This window comes from Streptomyces flavusporus, assembly GCF_046267975.1.
GTDB lineage: Bacteria > Actinomycetota > Actinomycetes > Streptomycetales > Streptomycetaceae > Streptomyces > Streptomyces flavusporus.
This window is the reverse complement of record NZ_CP176503.1, coordinates 6,145,909-6,168,539: the sequence shown is the minus strand read 5'-3', so window position 1 is coordinate 6,168,539 and position 22,631 is coordinate 6,145,909. Positions and strand designations below refer to the sequence as shown.

Annotated in this window: 21 protein-coding genes and 1 pseudogene; 4 read left to right on the top strand and 18 right to left on the bottom strand. The window is 69.0% G+C overall.

What is annotated here, in order from left to right; genetic code table 11:
* Nucleotides 1–184 precede the first annotated feature (184 nt).
* The 3 genes from ACKTSN_RS29150 to ACKTSN_RS29140 form a co-directional block, all read right to left on the bottom strand.
* A complete protein-coding gene (locus ACKTSN_RS29150; protein WP_409471818.1) occupies nucleotides 185–1,816 on the bottom strand; it encodes a beta-N-acetylhexosaminidase in 1,632 nt (543 codons plus the stop codon).
* A 239-nt stretch (nucleotides 1,817–2,055) separates the two neighbouring features.
* Nucleotides 2,056–2,343, bottom strand: a complete 288-nt coding sequence (locus ACKTSN_RS29145) for a DUF3039 domain-containing protein (protein WP_030054422.1) — start codon at nucleotides 2,341–2,343, stop codon at nucleotides 2,056–2,058.
* 29 nt (nucleotides 2,344–2,372) lie between these two features.
* Nucleotides 2,373–2,945: a YqgE/AlgH family protein gene (locus ACKTSN_RS29140; RefSeq protein WP_409471817.1), complete on the bottom strand. Its 573-nt coding sequence runs from the start codon at nucleotides 2,943–2,945 to the stop codon at nucleotides 2,373–2,375.
* Nucleotides 2,946–3,253: 308 nt separating this feature from the next.
* Between ACKTSN_RS29140 and murA the strand changes: the two genes are divergently transcribed.
* Nucleotides 3,254–4,594, top strand: coding sequence for a UDP-N-acetylglucosamine 1-carboxyvinyltransferase (gene murA, locus ACKTSN_RS29135; RefSeq protein WP_409471816.1), 1,341 nt, complete (start codon nucleotides 3,254–3,256; stop codon nucleotides 4,592–4,594).
* A gap of 512 nt (nucleotides 4,595–5,106) precedes the next feature.
* Here murA and ACKTSN_RS29130 read toward each other — a convergent pair.
* The 11 genes from ACKTSN_RS29130 to ACKTSN_RS29080 all read right to left on the bottom strand — a co-directional run bounded on the left by ACKTSN_RS29130 (nucleotide 5,107) and on the right by ACKTSN_RS29080 (nucleotide 18,453).
* Complete coding sequence (locus ACKTSN_RS29130) at nucleotides 5,107–5,388, bottom strand: HU family DNA-binding protein (RefSeq protein ID WP_129799764.1); 282 nt, start codon at nucleotides 5,386–5,388, stop codon at nucleotides 5,107–5,109.
* 354 nt (nucleotides 5,389–5,742) lie between these two features.
* Nucleotides 5,743–7,170: an NAD-dependent malic enzyme gene (locus tag ACKTSN_RS29125; protein ID WP_409471815.1), complete on the bottom strand. Its 1,428-nt coding sequence runs from the start codon at nucleotides 7,168–7,170 to the stop codon at nucleotides 5,743–5,745.
* Nucleotides 7,171–7,540: 370 nt separating this feature from the next.
* The gene (locus ACKTSN_RS29120; protein WP_409471814.1) at nucleotides 7,541–9,838 is read right to left on the bottom strand and encodes a HelD family protein; all 2,298 of its coding nucleotides are present in this window, start codon (nucleotides 9,836–9,838) and stop codon (nucleotides 7,541–7,543) included.
* Between the two features lie 115 nt (nucleotides 9,839–9,953).
* Nucleotides 9,954–10,736, bottom strand: a complete 783-nt coding sequence (locus ACKTSN_RS29115; RefSeq protein WP_409471813.1) for an anti-sigma factor family protein — start codon at nucleotides 10,734–10,736, stop codon at nucleotides 9,954–9,956.
* Nucleotides 10,737–10,786: 50 nt separating this feature from the next.
* Nucleotides 10,787–11,308 (bottom strand): sigma-70 family RNA polymerase sigma factor, encoded by a 522-nt coding sequence (locus tag ACKTSN_RS29110; RefSeq protein WP_010039908.1) that lies wholly within the window; start codon nucleotides 11,306–11,308, stop codon nucleotides 10,787–10,789.
* 328 nt (nucleotides 11,309–11,636) lie between these two features.
* Nucleotides 11,637–12,233, bottom strand: coding sequence for a CGNR zinc finger domain-containing protein (locus ACKTSN_RS29105; protein ID WP_409471812.1), 597 nt, complete (start codon nucleotides 12,231–12,233; stop codon nucleotides 11,637–11,639).
* A 177-nt stretch (nucleotides 12,234–12,410) separates the two neighbouring features.
* On the bottom strand, nucleotides 12,411–13,607 hold the full coding sequence (locus ACKTSN_RS29100) for a uroporphyrinogen-III synthase (protein ID WP_409471811.1): 1,197 nt from the start codon (nucleotides 13,605–13,607) through the stop codon (nucleotides 12,411–12,413).
* A 99-nt stretch (nucleotides 13,608–13,706) separates the two neighbouring features.
* Entirely contained in the window at nucleotides 13,707–15,092 is a 1,386-nt protein-coding gene (locus ACKTSN_RS29095; protein ID WP_409471810.1) for a nitrate/nitrite transporter, read from the bottom strand.
* Nucleotides 15,093–15,206: 114 nt separating this feature from the next.
* A complete protein-coding gene (locus ACKTSN_RS29090; RefSeq protein ID WP_409471809.1) occupies nucleotides 15,207–16,829 on the bottom strand; it encodes an IS200/IS605 family accessory protein TnpB-related protein in 1,623 nt (540 codons plus the stop codon).
* A gap of 202 nt (nucleotides 16,830–17,031) precedes the next feature.
* On the bottom strand, nucleotides 17,032–17,910 hold the full coding sequence (locus ACKTSN_RS29085) for a hypothetical protein (protein ID WP_409471808.1): 879 nt from the start codon (nucleotides 17,908–17,910) through the stop codon (nucleotides 17,032–17,034).
* Nucleotides 17,911–17,946: 36 nt separating this feature from the next.
* On the bottom strand, nucleotides 17,947–18,453 hold the full coding sequence (locus ACKTSN_RS29080) for an ATP-binding protein (RefSeq protein WP_409471807.1): 507 nt from the start codon (nucleotides 18,451–18,453) through the stop codon (nucleotides 17,947–17,949).
* A gap of 229 nt (nucleotides 18,454–18,682) precedes the next feature.
* Here ACKTSN_RS29080 and ACKTSN_RS29075 point away from each other — a divergent pair, with 229 nt between their 5' ends.
* From ACKTSN_RS29075 to ACKTSN_RS29065, 3 genes and pseudogenes are all read left to right on the top strand, one after another.
* Complete coding sequence (locus tag ACKTSN_RS29075) at nucleotides 18,683–19,534, top strand: helix-turn-helix domain-containing protein (protein ID WP_409471806.1); 852 nt, start codon at nucleotides 18,683–18,685, stop codon at nucleotides 19,532–19,534.
* Nucleotides 19,535–19,544: 10 nt separating this feature from the next.
* Nucleotides 19,545–19,748 carry a DUF397 domain-containing protein gene (locus ACKTSN_RS29070; protein WP_409471805.1) on the top strand — a complete coding sequence of 68 codons (204 nt, stop codon included), beginning with the start codon at nucleotides 19,545–19,547 and terminating at the stop codon, nucleotides 19,746–19,748.
* A 100-nt stretch (nucleotides 19,749–19,848) separates the two neighbouring features.
* A pseudogene (locus ACKTSN_RS29065) lies at nucleotides 19,849–19,992 on the top strand (site-specific integrase); the annotation flags it as partial.
* 67 nt (nucleotides 19,993–20,059) lie between these two features.
* On the opposite strand, the gene ACKTSN_RS29060 reads toward ACKTSN_RS29065, so the two are convergent.
* From ACKTSN_RS29060 to ACKTSN_RS29045, 4 genes are all read right to left on the bottom strand, one after another.
* Nucleotides 20,060–20,422: a hypothetical protein gene (locus ACKTSN_RS29060; protein WP_409471804.1), complete on the bottom strand. Its 363-nt coding sequence runs from the start codon at nucleotides 20,420–20,422 to the stop codon at nucleotides 20,060–20,062.
* Nucleotides 20,423–20,560: 138 nt separating this feature from the next.
* Nucleotides 20,561–20,704 (bottom strand): hypothetical protein, encoded by a 144-nt coding sequence (locus tag ACKTSN_RS29055; protein ID WP_409471803.1) that lies wholly within the window; start codon nucleotides 20,702–20,704, stop codon nucleotides 20,561–20,563.
* 68 nt (nucleotides 20,705–20,772) lie between these two features.
* Nucleotides 20,773–21,396, bottom strand: coding sequence for a transposase family protein (locus tag ACKTSN_RS29050; protein WP_409471802.1), 624 nt, complete (start codon nucleotides 21,394–21,396; stop codon nucleotides 20,773–20,775).
* 197 nt (nucleotides 21,397–21,593) lie between these two features.
* Nucleotides 21,594–22,535: a hypothetical protein gene (locus ACKTSN_RS29045; RefSeq protein ID WP_409471801.1), complete on the bottom strand. Its 942-nt coding sequence runs from the start codon at nucleotides 22,533–22,535 to the stop codon at nucleotides 21,594–21,596.
* Nucleotides 22,536–22,631: the final 96 nt, after the last annotated feature.

Genomic DNA, 22,631 nt, shown 5'->3' with positions numbered 1-22,631 from the left:
TGCTGCCGTACGGTACGTGCTGACAGGGCGGACGTGGCAACTCTGGCACATCTTCGCAGGGCCCGAACGCGCGGGTCCGCTAGGAGGCGTTCGCCCACCTCACCAGGGAAATGGTCCGATTTGGACATTCGTCACCCGTGCGTTGGAATTGCCACTCTTCAGTGACGCTTGGGTGCTTTTTCCGTCACTTGTTCGGGGGCGGACCGTCGATCGGCCGGCCGAGCACGCCGGGACGCCGCTGCCAGGGCCGCGGTCCGGCGGGCGGCCGGTACGCCACTCCCAGGGCGTCGAGCCGCCGGTGGTGGACGGCCATCCGCCGCTCGAAGTCCTCGAAGTCCCGTTCCGCCGGGGCGGGCAGGGCACTCCAGGCGACCTCGGCGAAGGCCGCGAGCCTCGGGAAGACCTGGTAGTCCACCCGGCTCTGGTCCTCCATCACCTCGGTCCACACGTTGGCCTGCGCGCCCAGGACATGACGCGTCTGCTCCCCGCCGAGCTGCGGCGGGACCGGCTCGAACCGGTAGACGTCCTCCAGGGTGCGCACATAGCCGATCGGGACGGGTTCGTCCGCGCCGGCGGACTGGCGGTGGTCCAGGTACACCTGCTGCTCCGGGCACATGACGACGTCATGACCGGCCCGCGCGGCGGCGACTCCGCCCGCATAGCCGCGCCAGGACGACACGGCCGCCCCGTCCGCGAGCCCACCCTCCAGGATTTCGTCCCAGCCGATGAGCCTGCGCCCGCGCGCGGAGAGCCACTTGTCGAAGTGGCCGACGAACCAGGACTGCAGCTCGTCCTCGTCGGCGAGCCCGAGTTCCCTGATCCGCGCCTGTGCGGACGGCGACTGCTTCCACTGGTCCTTCGGGCATTCGTCGCCGCCGACGTGAATGAACTCCGAGGGGAACAACTCCAGGACTTCCTCGAACACCCCCTCGTAGAAGCGCAGGGTGTTGTCAGTGGGGGCGAGTACGTTCGGATTGATCCCCCAGGTGTCCCAGACGGTGAGGGCGGTGGTGTCGATGACGTCGGTGTTGCCGAGTTCCGGATACGCGGCGATGGCGGCCTGCGAGTGTCCCGGTACGTCGATTTCCGGGACGACGGTGATATGCCGCTCGGCGGCGTAGGCGACGATCTCCCGGATGTCGTCCTGGGTGTAGTAGCCACCGTGCGGCTTCTCCTCCCACAACGGCGAGGCCCGGTGGCCGAATTTCGTGCGCGCCCGCCAGGAGCCGACCTCGGTGAGCTTCGGGTACCGCCTGATCTCGATCCGCCAACCCTGATCGTCCGTCAGGTGAAAGTGGAAGACGTTGAGTTTGTGCGCCGCCATCAGGTCCAGATAGCGCAGCACGCCCTCCTTGGGCATGAAGTGCCGGGCGACATCGAGCATGAGGCCGCGCCAGCGGAATCGGGGGGCGTCCTCGATGATCTGGTGCGGGATTCCGAGGGTGGTTCCGGGGCGTACGGGGGCGTGTCGGAAGGCCTCGGGGCCGAGGAGTTGGCGCAGTGTCTGCGCACCCCAGAAGACGCCGGCCGCGCTGCCGCCCCGGATCTCGACGCCCCGGTCGGCGACGACGGAGAGCCGGTACGCCTCCGGCTCCAGCGCGTCGTCCAGGTACAGCCGTACGGAGCCGGGCCGGTCCTCCGGTCCGGACGGAAACGGCAGGCCGAGGGCCGCACCCACGGTGGAGCGCAGCCAACGCTCCGTGGTGCCCGTGCCCGGGGCGGCCCACAGGGCCGTTTCCCGGTCGAACAGCACCTCGCAGCGCCTGGGTCCCTCGACGGCACGCGGCGCCGGAATCAGATCCGTCAATGCAGTCACGTCGTCAGTCCTTTGCGTCGACTGCGAAGTGTCGCTGATGATGAGGGACTTGGCGACCAGGACTGTTGAAGAATTGCCGTCCGAATTCCTGCTCCCCGAAGAAACGCCGGAAGGAGTCCAGGGAGGGGCCCGACACGAAGGCCCCCGGAGCGCACCGAAGCACACCCCGGGGGACCTCCCGGAAAACCAGACGGGCAGAGCTACCCGGCTACGGACCTACGGCCTACCGGCCTGACGGCCTACTTCTTGTCGCCGCCCTTGCCCTTGTCGTCCCCGCCGGCGCCCATGGACTCGTAGATCTCCTTGCACATGGGACACACCGGGTACTTCTTCGGGTCGCGGCCGGGCACCCAGACCTTGCCGCACAGCGCCACGACGGGCGTACCGTCGAGGGCGCTCGCCATGATCTTGTCCTTCTGGACGTAGTGGGCGAAGCGCTCGTGGTCACCGTCGCCGTGGGAAGTCTGCGGCGTGGGCTCTACGAGTGTCCCCGTACCAGTCCCGCGCTCGGGCTCGAGAGTGCTCATACCGCCAAGGGTACTGAAGCTCACACGCATCAGTTGAGCGAAGGGTCGTCCGGATAGGTGGCCACCATCGCCAGCTCGTTGCGCTGCCTGCGCAGCACCTCGCGCCAGAGCCGTTCGGGGGCCGGGTAGTAGACGTCGCCCGGTTCGGACTCGACCACGTACCAGGCGCCCTCGACCAGCTCGTCCTCCAGCTGGCCGGGGCCCCAGCCCGCGTATCCGGCGAAGATCCGCAATGAGCCGAGGGCCGAGGCGAGCAGCTCCGGCGGGGCCTCCAGGTCGACCAGGCCGATCGCGCCGTGCACCCGCCGAAAGCCGAGCGGGACGGCCTCCCCGGACGCGCCGCCCGGGATGACCGCCACACCGAGAGCGGAGTCCAGGGAGACCGGCCCACCCTGGAAGACCACGCCGGGTTCGCCGGCCAGCTCCGCCCAGCCCTCCAGGACGTCGCCCACCCCCACCGGCGTCGGACGGTTGAGAACGACACCCAGCGAGCCCTCCTCGTCGTGGTCGAGAAGGAGCACCACCGCGCGGTCGAAGTTCGGGTCCGCCAGGGCGGGCGTTGCCACGAGCAGCCGCCCTGTGAGCGAGGACACCTCGGTCATGGCAGACATGATCCCCCATCTTCGCTCGGTGTGGGGAGCCAATGGGAGGTAGGGAGTGAATGCAGCCATGAATTGAAGGAGTGGCCTGATAAGGCCTCGTTTGAGGGTGGTGGTGGGAGACGGGAGGGCGGCAGGAAGCACCCCCCGGCGCACGCCCCCGCCAGTGACCCCATGTGCCCGATTGGGAACGGTTCGTGTTGTGACAGAGCTATGACAGATCTGGGCGCTGCTTGGGCTTACAGGAGGGGGGTCGGCGGCCATTAGTCTGTCCCTCCGGCCCCTGCCCAACTCATCGGAACGCGAGATTCATGACCGTCAACGACGATGTCCTGCTTGTCCACGGCGGAACCCCGCTGGAGGGCGAGATCCGTGTCCGTGGTGCGAAGAACCTCGTACCGAAGGCCATGGTCGCCGCCCTGCTGGGCAGTGCGCCGAGCCGACTGCGCAACGTCCCGGACATCCGTGACGTCCGTGTGGTCCGCGGTCTGCTCCAGCTGCACGGCGTGTCGGTACGTCCGGGCGAGGAGCCGGGCGAGCTGGTCCTCGACCCGACCCGGGTGGAGAGCGCGAACGTCGCTGACATCGATGCCCACGCGGGTTCCTCGCGCATCCCGATCCTCTTCTGCGGCCCCCTGCTGCACCGCCTCGGCCATGCGTTCATCCCGGGCCTGGGCGGCTGCGACATCGGCGGCCGGCCCATCGACTTCCACTTCGACGTGCTGCGGCAGTTCGGCGCGCGGATCGAGAAGCGGGCGGACGGGCAGTACCTGGAGGCTCCGCAGCGGCTGCGCGGTACGAAGATCCAGCTGCCGTACCCGTCCGTGGGCGCGACCGAGCAGGTGCTGCTGACGGCCGTCCTCGCGGAGGGCGTGACGGAACTCTCGAACGCGGCGGTCGAGCCGGAGATCGAGGACCTCATCTGCGTACTGCAGAAGATGGGTGCCATCATCGCGATGGACACCGACCGCACGATCCGCATCACCGGTGTGGACAGGCTCGGCGGCTACACCCACCGTGCCCTCCCGGACCGCCTGGAGGCCGCCTCGTGGGCGTCCGCGGCGCTCGCGACCGAGGGCAACATCTATGTCCGTGGCGCTCAGCAGCGGTCGATGATGACGTTCCTCAACACCTACCGGAAGGTGGGCGGCGCCTTCGAGATCGACGACGAGGGCATCCGCTTCTGGCACCCCGGCGGGCAGTTGAAGTCCATCGCCCTCGAAACGGACGTCCACCCCGGCTTCCAGACCGACTGGCAGCAGCCGCTGGTCGTCGCCCTCACGCAGGCGACGGGGCTGTCGATCATTCACGAGACGGTCTACGAGTCCCGTCTCGGCTTCACGTCCGCGCTCAACCAGATGGGCGCCCACATCCAGCTCTACCGCGAGTGCCTCGGCGGCTCGAACTGCCGCTTCGGCCAGCGCAACTTCCTGCACTCGGCGGTCGTGAGCGGCCCCACCCGCCTCCAGGGCGCCGACCTGGTCATCCCCGACCTCCGTGGCGGCTTCTCGTACCTCATCGCCGCGCTGGCCGCCCAGGGCACGTCCCGGGTCCACGGCATCGACCTCATCAACCGGGGCTACGAGAACTTCATGGAGAAGCTCGTGGAGCTGGGCGCGAAGGTGGAGCTGCCGGGCAAGGCGCTCGGATAGGCGGCAGCCTCACCGCTCCGGCCGGGGCAGCGCCGGTCCCGGCCGGGGGTCCGGGGGTCGCCCCCGGATGAGCACAGCATGGAGAAGCTCGTGGAGCTGGGCGCGAAGGCGGAGCTGCCGGGCAAGGCGCTCGGATAGGCGGCAGCCTCACCGCTCCGGCCGGGGCAGCGCCGGTCCCGGCCGGGGGTCCGGGGGTCGCCCCCGGATGAGCACAGCATGGAGAAGCTCGTGGAGCTGGGCGCGAAGGCGGAGCTGCCGGGCAAGGCGCTCGGATAGGCGGCAGCCTCACCGCTCCGGCCGGGGCAGCGCCGGTCCCGGCCGGGGGTCCGGGGGTCGCCCCCGGATGAGCACAGCATGGAGAAGCTCGTGGAGCTGGGCGCGAAGGCGGAGCTGCCGGGCAAGGCGCTCGGCTGACAGTTCCTACGACGATGGGGCGGCCTCCCGGATGCCGGGTGGCCGCCCCATTGGCGTTACTCGGGCGCCGTACACCGTCCCGTGGTGTACGGGCAGGATTACTGGCCCTTGGCCGCTTCCTTGAGCTTCGAGCCCGCGGAGACCTTCACGCTGTAACCGGCCGGGATCTGGATCGGGTCGCCGGTCTGCGGGTTGCGCGCGGTACGAGCGGCACGGTGGGTGCGCTCGAAGGTCAGGAAGCCGGGGATGGTGACCTTCTCGTCGCCCTTGGAGACGATCTCGCCGACCACGTCGGCGAACGCGGCCAGCACGGCGTCGGCGTCCTTGCGGGTCACCTCGGCGCGGTCGGCCAGCGCGGCCACCAGCTCACTGCGGTTCATTTTGTTACTCCCGTGTTCTTCTTGCCATTGAGGCGTGCCACGCGGCGGAGCCGCATATCAGGCACAGCGAAGCCGATGCTGCCAGGGTCCTCGGACAGTCCCCGGACCCGGGTCCGTCGTCCGACGCTCGCGCCCAGGGACGCATCCTGCCCCCACCTGCGGCGGGAATGCCAATCCGGCACCCGCAGGAGTCGTGAGAACACCCTTGGGAGTCACACGAAAAGCGCCACTGACCGGCCGCCACCCTAGATGGCAGCCGACGCTGGGTGGTTCCACGACGCGCCGTTGACCAGCGCAGCCGTGGCAATCCTCACAGCCACAGCCCAGCGCGGGTCGACGCCGACGCCGCATGTGCTACAACGCCGCCGCCGATGCTCCGGCAGCCTTCGCCGCTTCCCGCACCGCACCCGCGACCGCGCCGGCGACCTTGTCGTTGAACACGCTCGGGACGATGTAGTTCGGGTTCAGTTCGTCCTCGGTCACCACGTCCGCCAGCGCCTTCGCGGCGGCGAGCATCATCTCCGTGTTAACAGTACGGGACTGTGCGTCCAGCAGGCCACGGAAGACGCCCGGGAAGACCAGGACGTTGTTGATCTGGTTGGGGAAGTCGGAGCGGCCGGTGGCCACAACTGCCGCCGTCTGGCGGGCGATTGCCGGGTCGACCTCGGGGTCCGGATTCGCGAGCGCGAACACAATCGCGTCGTCGGCCATCCCGGCCACGTCGTCACCGTCGAGCACGTTGGGAGCCGAGACGCCGATGAAGACGTCGGCTCCGCGCACGGCGTCCTTGAGGGTGCCGGTGATGCCGTCGGGGTTGGTGTTGTCGGCGATCCAGCGCAGCGCCGAGTCGGGGGCGGCGGCGTCGACCAGGTCCTCGCGGCCGGCGTGCACGACACCGTGGATGTCGGCGACAACGGCGTGCTTCACGCCCGCGGCGAGCAGCAGCTTCAGGATCGCCGTACCGGCCGCGCCCGCGCCGGACATGACGACCCGGACGTCCCCAACTGCCTTGTCCACCACGCGAAGTGCGTTGGTGAGGGCGGCGAGGACGACGATCGCGGTGCCGTGCTGGTCGTCGTGGAAGACGGGGATGTCGAGGGCCTCGCGCAGCCGCGCCTCGATCTCGAAGCAGCGGGGGGCGGAGATGTCCTCGAGGTTGATACCGGCGAACCCCGGGGCGATCGCCTTCACGATCTCGACGATGGCGTCGGTGTCCTGGGTGTCCAGGCAGATGGGCCAGGCGTCGATGCCGGCGAACCGCTTGAAGAGGGCCGCCTTGCCCTCCATGACGGGCAGCGCGGCCTTCGGGCCGATGTTGCCGAGGCCCAGCACGGCGGAGCCGTCCGTCACGACCGCAACGGAGTTGCGCTTGATGGTGAGGCGGCGGGCGTCCTCGGGGTTCTCGGCGATCGCCATGCAGACGCGGGCCACACCCGGCGTGTAGACCATGGACAGGTCGTCACGGTTGCGGATGGGGTGCTTCGACGCCATCTCGATCTTGCCGCCGAGGTGCATGAGGAACGTACGGTCCGAGACCTTGCCGAGCGTGATGCCCTCGATGCCGCGGAGCTTCTCGACGATCTCGTCGGCGTGGCTCGTGGAGGTCGCCGCGATGGTGACGTCGATGCGGAGCTTCTCGTGGCCGGACGCGGTGACGTCGAGGCCGGTCACCGAGCCTCCGGAGGACTCCACGACGGTGGTGAGCTGCGAGACGGCGGTTCCGCTCGCGGGCACCTCCAGCCGGATGGTCATCGAGTAGGAGACGCTGGGCGCCGTTGCCATGGCCGACTTCCTCTGCTTTCACCGAATGCTGCGTTGTGCCGTCCGATCGTCGCACCTACCCCTGAGTACGCGGTAGCCGCCCGGGATTGCGCTCATTTAGTTCACACCCAGGGATGCAATTTCGGAAAACACCTTCCACCATACGAGAACTGATCAGGCAACGAAAGAGGCCCACATCACATCGTGACGTGGGCCTCTCACAAGTCAGTGACACCGACCCGCCATGCTCGCCTCGCGGCAAGTGGTCGCTCGAAGCGACGAAGGTTGGGCCCGGGGGCTTGGATCGGGCCGGTGTCACGTCAAGGCTAACAAACGGATCCCGCACGGCCATTCCCGTCCCGGGAGTCCATCCGGGTCGGTCTCTTCCGCGTCAGTCTCTGAGCAGGTCAGGCACCCCGGCCGCGTCCGGCTCGTCGCGCGCGTCGGAGACGACCGTGAGCTGCTGGGTGGCCCGGGTCAGGGCGACGTACAGCACCCGCAGGCCGGCGGGCGACTCGTCGGCGATCTCCGCGGGCGAGACGACCACCGTCGCGTCGTACTCCAGGCCCTTCGCCTCCAGGCTGCCGAGCGCCACCACCCGGTCACCGAGCCCGGCGAGCCAGCGCCGGGCCTCCTCGCGCCGGTTCATGGCCACCACCACGCCGACCGTGCCGTCCACGCGGTCGAGGAGCCGGGCCGCCTCCTCGCGCACGGTGTGCCCCAGGGACTCCCGTACCACGGTGAAACGGGGCTCGACGCCCGTGGAACGGACGGCCGACGGCGACTCGGAGCCCGGCATGGCGAGGGCCAGCACCTTCGATGCCAGTTCGGCGATCTCGGCCGGGTTGCGGTAGTTCACGGTGAGGTTGAAGCGGCGGCGGGGGCGGGTGCCGAGCGCCTCGTCGCGGGCCTCGGCCGCCTCGTCCGGGTCGGACCAGGAGGACTGGGCCGGGTCGCCGACGACCGTCCAGGTGGCGTGCCGGCCGCGCCGACCGATCATGCGCCACTGCATGGGCGTGAGGTCCTGGGCCTCGTCGACGATGACGTGCGCGTACTCGGTGCGCTCCTGCGCCAGCCGCTCGGCCCGCTCGCGCTGCGACTCCTCGCGCACCGGCATCAGCTCCTCCAGGCCGGTGAGCTGGTCGAGCGGGTCGAGCTCGCGCTTCTTCCGGGGGCGGGCGGGGACACCGAGGAGGGCCTGCAGCTCGTCGAGCATGGCGATGTCGTGCACGGAGTGGCCGTCCCGCCTGAGCGAGCGGGCCACCTTGCGCACCTCGCCCGGGTTCAGGATCCGGCGGGCCCAGCGGCCCAGCCGCTTCTCGTCGGCCATGGCCCGCAGCACGTGCTGCGGGGTCAGCTCCGGCCACCAGGCGTCGAGGAAGCCCACAAAGGCATCCTCCGATGTCACGTCCTCGTCGAACGAGGAGCGCAGCTCGGCGGCGAGCTCGGGGTCGCTGTGGCGGGTCGCGCCGCCCGACTGCTCCCACAGCGCGTCGAGGAGCAGCCTGCGCGCCCGAGGGCGCAGCAGGTTCACCGGAGCCGTGCCGCCCAGCGCGCCCTGCCGGATCCGCTCCAGCTCGGCGGCCTCCAGTTCGAGCCGCCGGCCGAAGGCGACGACTCGCAGCCGCTGCGGTGAATCGTTCAGCTCCAGCGCTCCGCGGGCGGCCTTCCGCAGCACCTTGAGCATGCGGTACGAGCCCTTGGCGCGGGCCACGGACGGGGAGTCGTACAGCGTGGCCTCGGCGCCGTCGACGAGCGAGCCGATCGCGCGGATGGCGACCTGGCCCTCCTCGCCGAGGGAGGGCAGCACGCCCTCGGTGTACGCGACCAGCAGCGGGGTCGGCGAGACGATCAGGATGCCGCCCGCGTAGCGGCGCCGGTCCTGGTAGAGGAGGTACGCCGCGCGGTGCAGGGCGACGGCGGTCTTGCCCGTGCCGGGGCCGCCCTCGACGTACGTCACGGAGGCGGCGGGGGCGCGGATGACCAGGTCCTGCTCGGCCTGGATGGAGGCGACGATGTCCCGCATGGTGTGGCTGCGGGCCTGCCCGAGGGCGGCCATCAGGGCACCGTCGCCGATGACGGGCAGTTCGTCGCCGTCGAGGAAGGCCTTCAGCTCAGGGCGCATCAGGTCGTCCTCGACGCCGAGGACGCGGCGGCCCTTGGAGCGGATGACCCGGCGGCGGACCACCCGGCCGGGGTCGACCGGCGTGGAGCGGTAGAAGGGGGCCGCGGCGGGGGCCCGCCAGTCGATGACCAGCGGCGCGTAGTCCTGGTCGAGGACGCCGATGCGGCCGATGTGCAGGGTCTCGGCGATGTCGGCCGTGCCGTCGTCGCGGATCGCGCCCTCGGCGGGCTCGACCGCGGTGTACGCGCCGTCCGGGCCCTTCTTGCCGTCCTTGCCGGGCAGCAGGTCGATGCGGCCGAAGAGGAAGTCCTCGAACTCGTTGTTCAGCCGGTTCAGGTGGACGCCCGCCCGGAAGACCTGCGCGTCGCGCTCGGCGAGCGCACCGGGCGTGCCGACCTGGCCGCGTTTGGCCGCGTCGTGCATGAGGAACTCCGCCTCGTCGATCTTCTCCTCCAGGCGGTGGTACACCCGGTCCAGGTGTTCCTGTTCCACGCCGATCTCTCGGTCGCGTACGGAGTCGTGGACCGAGCCGAGCGCGGTTTCCTGTTGAGCCTGAGCGGCCACCGGGCCCCCTTCTGACGTGCTGGGCAGCCGTCCACCGTACGCGAAGGGGACCCGGAAAGGCTACGTATGGGCCCCGGGTCCGTCGTCCACAACGTCCCGGGGCCTGCCGTACGACTTACGCGTCGACCTCGACCAGCACTTCACCGTCGAAGGTCATGACCACGAAGTGGTCGATCTCGTTGGGGGCGAAGGCGGCGCCGCCCTGGACGTAGAGCGGGTTCTTGGCCTGCTCGGTCTTGGCGTTCGGGAGGCCGTAGCCCCAGTTCGGGACGGACCAGTTGCTGAGCGTCTCGCGCTCGCCGTTCTTGCCGACGGCGATCAGGGAGCACTTCTCGGGGCCCTTGACGCCCTTGAGCTCCAGGACGGCGTCGGTGCCGTGGGGCTTCTCCTCCAAGGCCACGGTCGCGCTGACCTTGGTGTTCGGGTCGGTCGCGGCGACCCGGTCGGGCATACCGTCGAACGCGGCCTTGGCGGGGCTGGACGCCTGGAGCGGGACGTTGCCGCCCCCGGAGTCGTCGCCGCCGGTCGCCGCGACGGAGACCAGCGGGCCGCCGACGATCAGCGCGGCGGCCGCGGCCACCATGTACATCCCGCGACGGCGCTTCTGGGCGCGGCGCTCGGCGACCTCGTCGACCAGCTTCTCCGCGAGCCGCGGGCTGGGCCTGGCGGACAGCGACTCGCCGATCGAGGGCGTGCCGGCACCGGGCAGGTCGGCGAGGGCGGCCAGCATCGGTTCCATCCCGGCGAGCTCGTCGAGCTGCTGGGCGCACCACTCACAGGTGGCGAGATGGGCCTCGAAAGCGGTTGCTTCGGCGTCGTCGAGAATCCCGAGGGCGTAGGCACCGACGGTCTCGTGTTCGTTCGGGCCCAGTGATCCGCCACCCGGTGTTCCCTGCATGGGACCAGACATACCCGGACCCCCTGCTCCGTATCCCCCGTATGTGTTCATCACGCCGTCACCCCCCGCTCCTCCAGTGCCAGCTTCATCGAACGCAGGGCGTAGAACACCCGTGAACGCACGGTGCCACTGGGTATGCCCAGCGTCTCTGCCGCCTCATTGACGGTACGCCCCTTGAAGTACGTCTCGACGAGCACCTCCCGGTGGGCCGGGGTCAGGTCGTCGAGTGCGTCCGACAGCGTCATCAGCCACAGCGCCTTGTCGATCTCGTCCTCCGCGGGGATGACCTCCAGCGGCGACGGGTCGACCTCCTGCGGCCGGGCCTGCCGGCTGCGGTGGCCGTCGATGACGATGCGCCGGGCGACCGTCACCAGCCAGGGGCGTACCGATCCGGTCGCTCGGTTGAGCTGACCGGCGTTCTTCCAGGCACGGATGAGCGTCTCCTGCACGACGTCCTCGGCGCGCTGCCGGTCTCCGGCGACCAGGCGCAGCACGTACGCGAGCAGCGGTCCGGCGTGCTCTCGATACAGCGCACGCATCAGCTCCTCGTCGGGTTCCGAGGGCTGGGACATGCGATGTCGGGCCCTCGATCCACGTTCATTGGCCACGGCCGCATCCTTGCGCACGCCCACCTCCGGTGTCCGGGGGTTCCCCCAGTCGGTCGCTCAACACCGGGTACGGACGCGGGCCGTGGTGTGTTCAAAGTGAGATGACAGTTTTCTTCGGAGTGACGTGATGAGCGGGACATGGGCACACAATTCCCCCGCTCATCCTTTACGTTTTCGCCACACTGGCAAGATCGTTACGGCGATGGGGCGTTCGAAGTCCGAAACGCGATGTTGTCGAAATCACTTCGACGACACACCAACCGACATGCCGCAGAAGGCATATAAGGGACCGTCAGCCGCGAGTGAGAGCGGCCGTGCGACGCCGGTGCCGGGCGACCCGCTCCCGGTTCCCGCACACCTCGCTGGAACACCAGCGCCTGCGCCGGCCCCGGGACGTGTCGAGGTAGACGATCGGGCAGTTGTCGCCCGCACACTGCCGCAGGCTCGCCCGGGCGACGGGATCGGTGAGCAGCTCCACGGCGTCCCGGGCGATCGCACCGAGCAGTGCGGCGCACTCAGGGGGCCCGTCCAACTCCCGTACGAGCGTGCCGTCCTCGGCGCGCAGGGCGCGCGGCACCGGTGGTGCGGTGCGGGCGAGTTCGTTGACGCGGGCGAGCGCGAGATCGTACGGCCGGGTCGTGGGCGACAGCGTGCCGTGCACCAACTGGCCGACATGGGCGCGCAGTTCGCGGACGCCGACCAGCCAGGAGACGTCGGCGTGCGCCAGCGGGGTGCCGGGCGGGACGAGCCCCGACCCGGTGATCCAGGCGCGCAGCACCTCGACGGAGCCGAGCCGTTCCACCGGGTGGGTGGTCGCCAGCAGGTCCAGACAGATCCGCCCGGCATCGAACCGCAGCTCGTACGGGGCCGGGGCCGTACCCAGTGCCATGCGCGCGTCACCGCCTAGCCGGGGGAGGCTGAGGAACCGTTCCCTCCCACAGTGCCTGCCCGCCGCGGCGACCGGAACCCCGCGTACCGAGCGCACCTCGCCGTGCTCGATCCGGCCGTCAGACGTCGGCGTACTCCGCGTCGGCCGCCGGATCCAGGGCGAGTCGGTAGCCGGCCGTCACACGTCCGCGTACTTGGCGTCGGCAGCCGGATCGAGGGCGAGCCGGTAGCCGCGCTTGACGACCGTCTGGATCAGCTTCGGCGCCCCCAGCGCCGTACGCAGCCGGGCCATCGCCGTCTCCACGGCGTGCTCGTCCCGGCCGGCGCCGGGCAGTGCACGCAGCAGCTCGGCGCGGGCGACCACCCAGCCGGGCCGCCGGGACAGCGCGCGCAGCAGGGACATCCCGGCCGGCGGTACGGGCTTGAGGTCGCCGTCCACCAGCACCGCGTGCCCGCGGATCTCCACCCGGTGCCCGGCGATCGGCAGCGACCGCGCCCGCCCGGGCAGCTCCTGGCACAGCAGCTGTACGAGGGGACCGAGCCGGAAACGCTCGGGCTGCACCGTGTCGACGCCGCGGGCCTGCAACGGCAGCGCGGTGACCGGCCCGACGCAGGCCGGCAGCACGTCGTGGTGGAGCGCGGCGAGCAGCTCGGGCAGCAGCCCGCGCTCCTCGGCCCGGGACAGCAGGGACGCGGCGGCCGGCGCGCTGGTGAAGGTGAGCGCGTCCACACCGCGCGAGACGGTGGCGTCCAGCAGCCGGTCGACCGGCGAGAGATCCTCGGGAGGCATCCACCGGTAGACGGGAACGCCGACGACCTCCGCCCCGCCCGCCCTGAGCGACTCCACGAACCCGGGCAGCGGCTCCCCGTGCAGCTGTACGGCGATACGCCTCCCGTCGACGCCCTCCTCCAGCAGCCGGTCGAGCACCTCGGCCATGGATTCGGAGGACGGCGACCACTCCTCGGTCAGCCCCGCGGCCCGGATCGCCCCTTTCACCTTCGGCCCGCGGGCGAGCAGCTCCACCCCGCGCAGCCGGTCCAGGAGCGCCTCCCCGAGCCCCCACCCGTCGGCGGCCTCGACCCAGCCCCGGAAACCGATGGCCGTGGTGGCCACGACCACATCCGGCACGCGGTCGATGAGCTCCTTGGTGGCGGCGAGCAGCTCGCTGTCGTCGGCGAGCTGCACGATGCGCAGAGCGGGAGCATGCAGGACGGCGGCGCCGCGCCGCTGCAGCAGCGCCCCGAGTTCGTCGGCCCGGCGCGCGGCCGTCACGCCCACGGTGAACCCGGCGAGGGGCCCGTGTTCCGCCCGCTGTCCCGCCATGTCCGCCGCCTGCCCCGTCGGCTGATCCGGTCGCTGTTGTTGCTCGTACATAACTCTCGTCCCGCACTCGAGTCGTTGCACCTACATGCCGACCGAGCCTGTCAACGGTGCGTGACAGGCTCGGTTCGGCTTGATGTCGGTGGTGTTACGTCACACCTCGGCGTAGCTGAGCTGCGGCTTTGCCTCTGAGGCCGGTGTGGCGTTGGTCTCCGGGGCGGCCGGGCGGCGAAGGTATACGGCCCAGGTGACCACGAAGCAGACGGCGTAGAAGGCGAGGAAGGCGACAAAGGCGCCGGTGCCGGAGCCCACGGTGAGGAAGGACTGGCGGAAGGCGAGGTTGATGCCGAGGCCGCCGAGCGCGCCCACCGCGCCGATGAGTCCCATGGAGGCGCCGGACAGCCGGCGGCCGTAGGACGCGGCCTCCTCACCGGTGAGCCCCTTGGCGACGGCCTTCGCGTGGAAGATGCCGGGGATCATCTTGAACGTCGAGCCGTTGCCGAGGCCGGACAGCACGAACAGGGCGATGAACGCGGTGGTGAACAGCGGCAGCGACTTCTGCATCGAGGCCACGATGATGACCGAGGTCGCGACGGCCATGGCGACGTAGTTCCACAGCGTGATCTTCGCACCGCCGAACCGGTCGGCGAGCGAACCGCCCACCGGGCGGATCAGGGAGCCGAGCAGCGGGCCGATGAAGGTGACGTAGGCGGCCTGCAGCGGCGTACGGCCGAACTGGGTCTGCAGGACGAGGCCGAAGGCGAAGCTGTAGCCGATGAAGGAGCCGAAGGTGCCGATGTAGAGGAAGGACATGATCCAGGTGTGGGCGTCCTTCGCGGCGTCCTTGGCTGCGCCGGTGTCGTTCCTGACGGACGAGATGCTGTCCATCTTGAGCCACGCGAGGACGGCGGCGATCACGATGAACGGGATGTAGATGCCGAGCAGCAGGCGCGGGCCGCCACTGGCGCCGATGACCGCGAGACCGACGAGCTGCACCACGGGCACGCCGATGTTGCCGCCACCGGCGTTCAGACCGAGCGCCCACCCCTTCTTACGGAGGGGGAAGAAGGCGTTGATGTTGGTCATGCTGGAGGCGAAGTTCCCGCCACCGACACCGGCCAGCATCGCGCACAGCAGGAACGTGGTGAACGACGTCCCCGGCTCCATCACGGTGAACGCGGCGACCGTCGGCAGGAGCAGCAGGCTCGCCGAGATGACCGTCCACATCCGGCCGCCGAAGACGGCGACGGCGAAGGTGTACGGCACGCGGACGATGGCGCCGACCAGCGTGGCCATCGAGACGATCGTGAACTTGTCGGCGGGGGTGAGCCCGTACTCCGGCCCCATGAAGAGCACCATCACGGACCACAGGGTCCAGATCGAGAACCCGATGTGCTCGGAGAGAACGGAGAAGAACAGGTTCCGCCGGGCGACCTTCTCACCCGTCTCGTTCCAGAAGGTCTCGTCCTCCGGATCCCAGTGCTGGATCCAGCGGCCGCCCCTGCTCGGGGGTGCGGGGGCTGTACTCGGGGCTGTCATGACGCCTCCACGGTGCTCCGGGACTCGGGTACTGCTCTGAGCGGTTGAGTCCCAAAGGTAGGGAGGGCGCGTTTCCTGTCTGTGGCTGTGGGTGACCGGAAAGGAACTTTGCTCTCACCGTTCCTGAAGACTGAGCGTGAGTTCCACGTACTCAGCCGCGTGTCCCGAACGGTCCTGGACACACTGGTCCCCCACTTTCTCACCGCATCCGGGCAGCACGCATCGGGTGCGTGGTCCGGGAATGCGAGGGCGGGATTCCTCGCGCCGTCGGGTGTCCGATTCGGCCTGGACGGTCCGATGCCCACGACGATCACTCTGGTCGTCGTGGGGCGGTGTCGTCCGTCGCCGGATCGGATGCCCTAAGGCGCGCCTCCCGATCGCGACGCTTGCGGCGTCATGACGGGTGGTCTTCCTGGTTTTCGTAGTGAGGGGCTTCTGCCAGTGCTGGGAACCCCAACGGGACGTGTAGGCGGGGTCGACGGCAACGATGGTCAGTCCGAGCTCGACGGCCATTGCCACGAGCCTGCCGCGCAGCCTGCTCGTGGGGAGCCCGGTAATCACCCTCCGGAACCTCTTGCGGCGACCGTGTTTCTCGCGAGTTTTCTCCCGTTGGAAGTCCAGGTCCTCGATGGCGATGGCCAGGCCGTGACGTTTGGCCCAGTGCAGCAGCCGGATCACCGCATGCCGGAGCTGGGCGTCACGGTGCGAAGCCGGTCCCGTGAGGTCGAAAAAGAATCGGCGTGGATCACCACAAGGGTTGCCGTGCTTGTCCAGCCGCCAGGCGGCGAGGTGGTCGGCGTTCGTGTCCACGCCGACCAGCCCGCCGACGCGCACCGTCTTCAACGGGACGGTTCTGCCCGGGGTCATCGTCCACGACGCGGTGAGGTACCAACGGCCCCTCGTCACGTCTTCGTGGATGCGGTACGCCACAGCCCGCTTCGCCTGTACTCGGTCGCCCCACTGGTCGCCCCTGTGCGGGAAAGAGACACGGGCGGCGAGGACGTAGCGGCCGTGGGGGGCGTTGGCGTGGTGGGCCAGCGGTGCTGGGAGCTTGATGCTCACCACGCCCTCCGGGGTGACGCGGATCGTCTCGTTCCCGAAGGGTTTGCCCGCCTCACCGTCCGCTTGGAGAAACCTGCGTTCAGCCTCCCACCTGCGGCGCCACTCGTCTTCGGTAAACTGTGCAGCTTCAAGGTTATGGCGGTTGTTCAGCAGCTTCTTCCCGCCGTGCACCACACGCACTTTTCCGGCTTCCCAGTCGGCCCGAACGGCGGAGAGCCGATCTTCGAGGACGTGCAGGCGGCGGGTCTTGGCGAACCACTCCTGAGCGCTGCGGTAGCCGCCCGGCGCCCGCTTCGAGCCAGGCTCGTCGACAGGGAGAGACAGTCGGTGCCGGATCATGCCGATTCCGCGCTCAAGGTTCTGGATGTACGCCATCTGGCCGCGCCGGGCGAGGGCCCACTGGTCGTGAGTCGCCTTCGTGATGGCGCCGGCGTAGCGAGACGACGACTCCGCGGTCAGCCCTCGCTTCCGCTCGGCCCACTGGTCTTTGTCGTGAGTGAGACCAGCCGCACACCGAACCTTCAGATCACGGGCAGCGAGCGCGCCAAGATGGTCGCCGACCAGCCGCAGCACCTTCACATCCTCAGCCGTCAAGTGCTTGAGCCGGGTACGGATCGCCACTCCAGAGGGTCCGGGCACGACAAAGGGTTCCGCCGCCTCTCGCAGCCCACCCATCCGTCACCCCCACACCCCACCGTGAAGATCGCTTCAGAGCATTCAACGATCACCAAGCGAAGAGGTCACGCATTCGAGACGGGAACCTTTGTTCTTGTCAGGGCTGCATGCTCGCCTCCCTCACCACTCTGCAGAACAGAGATGTTCACTCACGCAGGTCGCAACCCCTTGGAGGCGGGATGGGAGGTTGTGCTGCTGATTGTTATGAACCGGGATGCTGTGGGGGTTGGCCATAACCGTGTGGTTGCTGCTGATAGCCGTACGGCTGCTGGGGAGTGTATGGGCCGGGGGCGTTCGGGCCCGGGGCCGGGGACTGGGCATACGGGGCCGGGGGCTGCTGAGGGGCGTACGCGCCGCCGACCTGCTGCTGGCCGTACGGCCCGGGGCCCTGGGCCGGGACCTGCTGCCCGTAACCGCCACCCGGCATACCGGTGACGGGCGCACCCGCGAACGGCGCCCCGCCGAACGGATTCCCGTGCCCGGGCATCTGACCGCCCGGCGGCAGATACCGCAGCCGCCCGCTCTCGTCGGTGACCGGCGCGAACCCGGCGGCCTGGAGAAGGGCCGCGAACTTGGCGTTGCGCTTCCGGCCCCAGGTGATCGCGAAGCCGAGCAGACCCATGGTCACGGCCCACATGATCCCGCCGATGAGCAGGCCGATGTCCCCGCCGATGTTCACCCCGACGAGAAGGGACCCGACAGTGATGGCGACTGCCGCATACCCCAGCCGCTGCTTCTCGGAGTGCCGGCCGGTGAGGTCGAAGTTGATCCTCGCCTTGAGCAGCTCGACGGCGTCCGGCACGAGGGGCGGCAGCGAGACGCCGTCGCCGGCGTTCGGATACTGCGCCCAGTTCTGCGCGGCCCGCGCGCGGGCGTGCGGGCTGGGATCGGGCACGATCATCATCACGAGCGCGTTGTTGCGGGAGCCGGTCTGCCGTGCGTCCGCGTACTCGTACCCGAACTGCTGGGCGATGAAGGCGAGCCGGGCGAGCTTCTTGACGGAGGCCATGGGACTGGTGAGTTGCACGGGCTCACCACCAGCCATCAACTGCAGCATCTTCTGAATCTGCCGCTTGCTCACCCGCAACCAACTCCCCCGCCGCTTGGGCCGCCCTGTTCACATGCGCAACGTGGGCAGTTTTCCACACGAGTCTGTGGCTGCGGAACCACGCTCCGTCCGTCGAGAGCACACCTCGAACCACAGCAGCTTTCCGGCGCCCCGGTTGAGCGGGCCGTCCCCGAGCGGCCAGCCGCCCCACGCATCGGCGTACTGCTGCACGAGGTGCAGTCCGCGCCCGCTGTCGGCGTCCACGGGAGCGGGCCGGACCCGATCCATGGGCGACTTGCCGAAAGGGGCGGGGACATGCGGGTGACTGTCCCGGACTCCGACCCGCAATCGTCCGTCGCCGAGTGCGGTCAGCCGCAGCGAGGCGGGGCCGTGCGTGTGCCGGTACGCGTTGCTGACCAGCTCGGAGGTCAACAGCTCGACGACGTCCAGGACTTCATGCATGCCGTGCCCGTCGAGCGCTGCCCGCACGGTCATACGTGCGACACGTGCGGCGCGTGGGTCATGGGGCAGGCGGAGGGCGTACACCCAGGTGTTGGGCAGGGCTACGGTGACCATGGAACACCTCCGGGAGGAAGGGGATTGGACGACTCGCCCATGGCCGCGCCGGGCGGTGGCAGTGCCTGGAGTGGTGCGCTTCCGACTTATGGGCGTGGGGAGTTGGGCGGTACGGCATATACGCTAGCGACAGAATTGGAAGATATTCCATTGATTCAGCGAAGGTCTTCCATTCACCACTCATGTGGGTGACCGCACGCGCCCGCGTCAAGGAGAGAAGCGACCCGCCATGCCACCCGCCACCACCGCAACCCTGCGTCAGCAGCGCCTCGGCGCCGAGCTGCGGAAGCTTCGCGAGCGCGCAGGCCTCACGTCTACCGCTGCTGCCGCTCTCCTCGGCAGTCCGCAGGCCCGGATCAGCAACATCGAAGCCGGCCGGTACGCCGTGAGCGCCGATCGCGTGCGAACGCTGGCACGCAATTACAGCTGCGCCGAAGAGGCGTATGTCGACGCCCTCGCCGGGATGACAGGTGCCCGCAAGCGCGGGTGGTGGGAGGAGTACCGCGACAATCTCCCGTCCGGCCTCCTTGACCTCGCCGAACTTGAGCACCACGCAACGGCGCTCCGAGTAGCCGTCACGGTCCATATGCCGGGCCTGCTACAAACTCCGGAACACGCACGCGCCACCATGCGCGAAGCCGTGCCGCCGCTCCGCCCCTACGAGATCGAACACCGCGTCTCGTACCGCGTGAAGCGTCAGGCCATCCTGTTTGAGGACACCCCGACTCCCTACACGGCCATCGTTCACGAGGCAGCCCTGCGCATGGGCTTCGGCGGCCCGGACATCGCCCGCGCCCAGCTCGACTACCTCCTGGAAATGAGCGAGCAGACCACGATCACCGTCCTGGTGATCCCCTTCGGGCAGACCGGCTTCCCCACTGCGGGCCAACCCATCACGTACGCGACCGGCCCGGTCCCCCAACTCGACACCGTGGTCCTGGACACCGACCACGGCTGCGAATTCCTAGATGCTGAGGACCAGTTGAGCCGCTACCGCCGGGTGCTCGACCGCATGGAGTCCCGCGCCCTGCCCGAGCCGAAGTCCCGAGACCTCATCCAACGCATCGCCCGAGACCTCTGAGGAGCCCGCTATGCCCGAACTCGCCTGGCAGAAGTCGACGTACAGCGCCGAGGCTGCGAACTGCGTCGAGATAGCCTCCACTCCCACGACCCTCCACATACGAGACTCCAAGCACGCCGAGGGTCCCAACCTCACCTTCGAGTTCTCCGCCTGGGCGCCCTTCATCTCGTACACAGCTGCTCTTCCGTCACCGCGAGCGGGTTCTCGAAGCTGACCGTCTCTGCGATCTGGTGGAGTACGGCCTGTACTCACCCCGTCGCGCCACGGCCGTCGTGCTGAGCGTGAAGACGGCCAGGCGGCTGCAGACCCCGTGGGGCAGCAGCCGCGAGCGCCTCCGCGTCTACGGCGCCACCCGCAAAGAAGCCGACGACAAGCCCGCCGAGAAGATCGCCGACAGCAACCGCGGCCTGCCCGTCGCCACCGCCGACAGCACCGTGGGCAACTACCTGACGTACTACTGAACTTGAACTCGTGATGTGGGTTGGGTCGTGGTGTCGTCCAAATCGGAGACCGCTGGACGCTGGATCAAGAGCGTGACCGAAGCCACTGACGCGCGGCGGCCAGTGTTATGTCGATGTCGTCGCTCCATGAACAGACTTCCAGCCATGACAGGTAGCCGCCCTGCATGAACACCAGGACCTCACCGGGGCACTCGCCAGTCTCGGTGAAGAGCTGCGCCTCGGCCGCCACGACAGTGCCGGGGCGAGTCGCCACCGGCTCCACCTCGCTGGTGTCGAGCTCGAAGTAGGCGGTACCGCACCCACATGTGCAGCGCGCTCGCACGCTGAGGTGCGGAATTTGCTTTCGAAGCGCGACGTGAACAGGATCCTCCGCGTTCAGGACTGCCCCAAGCACGTCGGCTACGTCGGCAGGCAGGCTCTCGGTCACCCCGTCACCGTATCTGACCAGGGGCTTTGGGCTCCGCCCCCTCCCAGCCTGTCACCGTGGGGTCGGCGGGCGCGCTCACGCGTCCAGGACCAGGTCGGTGCCAGCGAGGCAGCCGTCAATGACCGACCCTGTCCAGGATCACGGAAGTGGCCTGCTCCATATCAGGGAACGAAGATTGGCCAGCGAACGCGCCAGCTCTTCCAGGTCCTCGGCGGCCTGATGGATGTGCCCGACGTGCTCCGTGGCGGTCCACATGGCTACGTCCGCTCCGTGCTCCGCCACCTGCCATGCATAGCGAACGCAGGCCAGCGGATGCGGTGAGTCCTCTTGTGACACATACCGGAAAGTCGTCACACCTTCGCCGAGCCGCTCGGAACGGAAGCTCTTGATGACGGGAGGTTCGACCGCGTTCGGGGCGTCCGCCTCAGTGAGAACACGGAGCGTCTCCTCGCGGGGAGCTTGCGCCGGCCCGATTGCTGCACAGACCGGAAGCGGAGTGTCCGTGGGGTGGTCGAGATGCAGGAGGAGCCAGTGGTCCGAACCGGGAGGGCAGAACTACTCGGCGCAGCGCGCCAGGGTACCGCCGACGAAGTCCATGCCGTTCGGCCTCGGATCGAGCTCACGGTCTGCCCACAGGTCCTTCTTCGCCCCGGGCTGGGCGGACTTCGGATCCGGCGGACGGTCGCCGGGCTCGGCGCGACGCGGACGGCGAACACGCTGGCGGTGGGGGCACTGAGCCGGGCGAGAGCCTCCTTCGGAGCGTTCTTGGCCCACTGCCCGATCGCGGCGAACGAGCGGGCCCCGGCCACCACGGCCGAGCACGCGATCAGCAGCACGCTCACGAACGGGTGACGCTTCCCGCGCCGGTGCCGCGGATCAGCCAGTGTGGCCAGCCGCTGTGGCAGTCCCGGCAGTGCGCGGTGCTGACGCGAGGGCGACTTGATCAGGCAGACACTGGCAGACTGGCGGCACATCGAAGCTCCGGTTCGGCAGGGCGACTTGAGAGGTCACCCGCTCCAACCGGAGCTTCATTGCGTACGAGACGGGCTGACCAGCAGCAGTCACACCACCGTGACCTGCAACTTCGCAGCGTCACCGGGACTTTGAAACAGCCCTGCGTGTCCCCCAGTTTCGCGCTGGCGCGAGGTCCGTCCTACAAGGCTCCTGCCGTTCAATCCGGCAGGACGACCATGTAGGCGGGGGGTACGCCGGGCATGGGCGGGAAGACACGGAATTCGCCGGTCACAAGCACGTCCCGCACGGCGCGGTAGACGTTCGCGACTGCCGGGCCGCGGTACTCCCGGAACGTCGGTGTGGCCTGAAGGAGCAGCGATCCGTTGGGCAGTGAGATCACGGAGTGGAAAGCCTGCGAATCCCGCAGGGCGTCGGCGCCTCCCAGCCTTACGGCAACGTCGGCGGAGATGACCATGAGCCATGAATAGCCCCGCAACTCCGAGCGCCACCGAGGAGTGTTGACCGCCGGGTCACCGGCCTCACCTCGGAGGAAACGCTCGAGCTCCGTCATTTCGCCGGCGTGACGGTAGGAGACATGCCCGAACACCACGTTGTACCGATCGCACGCCCACCGGGCGGACCGCAGTAGGCGGTCCTGTGCGTCCGAGGCCCTTTCCGGATCGAGAAGTTCCGCCTCATCCATGTGAACGACCAGCTTCACATATTCCGGAAGGTCCTCATCAAATGTGACCGAGATCCAGAGGCCAGGGTCGCCGATTTCACCTTCGGCCGTGAATTCCCCGCTCTCGACGGAGATCGACTCCGCCCGATCGTCGATGGACATCTTCAGCCACGGAAGGACTTCCGGGGTGTAAGGGTTGTAGCGGACGTCGAATGTGTCACGCGGCGCCACCGAAACGTAGGACCATCGGTTCGAGTCGCCACGTGGTTTCAAGGCGGGAACCCGAGAGAGTCCTTCACCGGAGATTCTGTACCGGCCAGCGCTCTGCAGGATACCGACTCCCGCATACTCTCGGACACCCTCGGTGAGCCAGCGGAACGCACAGTCATGCAACCCGGCGGAGTCGGTGTCGAACACCGTGAGCTCCATCACCAGCGCATGCGAAAGGTTGGCACTGATCGCATCGCGGATGTCCACTGAGCCCATCCAATCCCTCTATATCGCCACCCGAGAAAGCGCCAGGTCTGGATTACGGGCACACATCCGAACGGCCGACGCACATCGCCATGAGTC

Coding starts and splice junctions, on each gene's coding strand:
- ACKTSN_RS29145 (WP_030054422.1), bottom strand. CDS start 2,343: ATGAGCACTCTCGAGCCCGAGCGCGGGACTGGTACGGGGACACTCGTA.
- ACKTSN_RS29140 (WP_409471817.1), bottom strand. CDS start 2,945: ATGACCGAGGTGTCCTCGCTCACAGGGCGGCTGCTCGTGGCAACGCCC.
- murA (WP_409471816.1), top strand. CDS start 3,254: ATGACCGTCAACGACGATGTCCTGCTTGTCCACGGCGGAACCCCGCTG.
- ACKTSN_RS29130 (WP_129799764.1), bottom strand. CDS start 5,388: ATGAACCGCAGTGAGCTGGTGGCCGCGCTGGCCGACCGCGCCGAGGTG.
- ACKTSN_RS29125 (WP_409471815.1), bottom strand. CDS start 7,170: ATGGCAACGGCGCCCAGCGTCTCCTACTCGATGACCATCCGGCTGGAG.
- ACKTSN_RS29115 (WP_409471813.1), bottom strand. CDS start 10,736: ATGCAGGGAACACCGGGTGGCGGATCACTGGGCCCGAACGAACACGAG.
- ACKTSN_RS29110 (WP_010039908.1), bottom strand. CDS start 11,308: ATGTCCCAGCCCTCGGAACCCGACGAGGAGCTGATGCGTGCGCTGTAT.
- ACKTSN_RS29105 (WP_409471812.1), bottom strand. CDS start 12,233: ATGGCACTGGGTACGGCCCCGGCCCCGTACGAGCTGCGGTTCGATGCC.
- ACKTSN_RS29100 (WP_409471811.1), bottom strand. CDS start 13,607: ATGTACGAGCAACAACAGCGACCGGATCAGCCGACGGGGCAGGCGGCG.
- ACKTSN_RS29095 (WP_409471810.1), bottom strand. CDS start 15,092: ATGACAGCCCCGAGTACAGCCCCCGCACCCCCGAGCAGGGGCGGCCGC.
- ACKTSN_RS29090 (WP_409471809.1), bottom strand. CDS start 16,829: ATGGGTGGGCTGCGAGAGGCGGCGGAACCCTTTGTCGTGCCCGGACCC.
- ACKTSN_RS29080 (WP_409471807.1), bottom strand. CDS start 18,453: ATGGTCACCGTAGCCCTGCCCAACACCTGGGTGTACGCCCTCCGCCTG.
- ACKTSN_RS29075 (WP_409471806.1), top strand. CDS start 18,683: ATGCCACCCGCCACCACCGCAACCCTGCGTCAGCAGCGCCTCGGCGCC.
- ACKTSN_RS29070 (WP_409471805.1), top strand. CDS start 19,545: ATGCCCGAACTCGCCTGGCAGAAGTCGACGTACAGCGCCGAGGCTGCG.
- ACKTSN_RS29050 (WP_409471802.1), bottom strand. CDS start 21,396: ATGTGCCGCCAGTCTGCCAGTGTCTGCCTGATCAAGTCGCCCTCGCGT.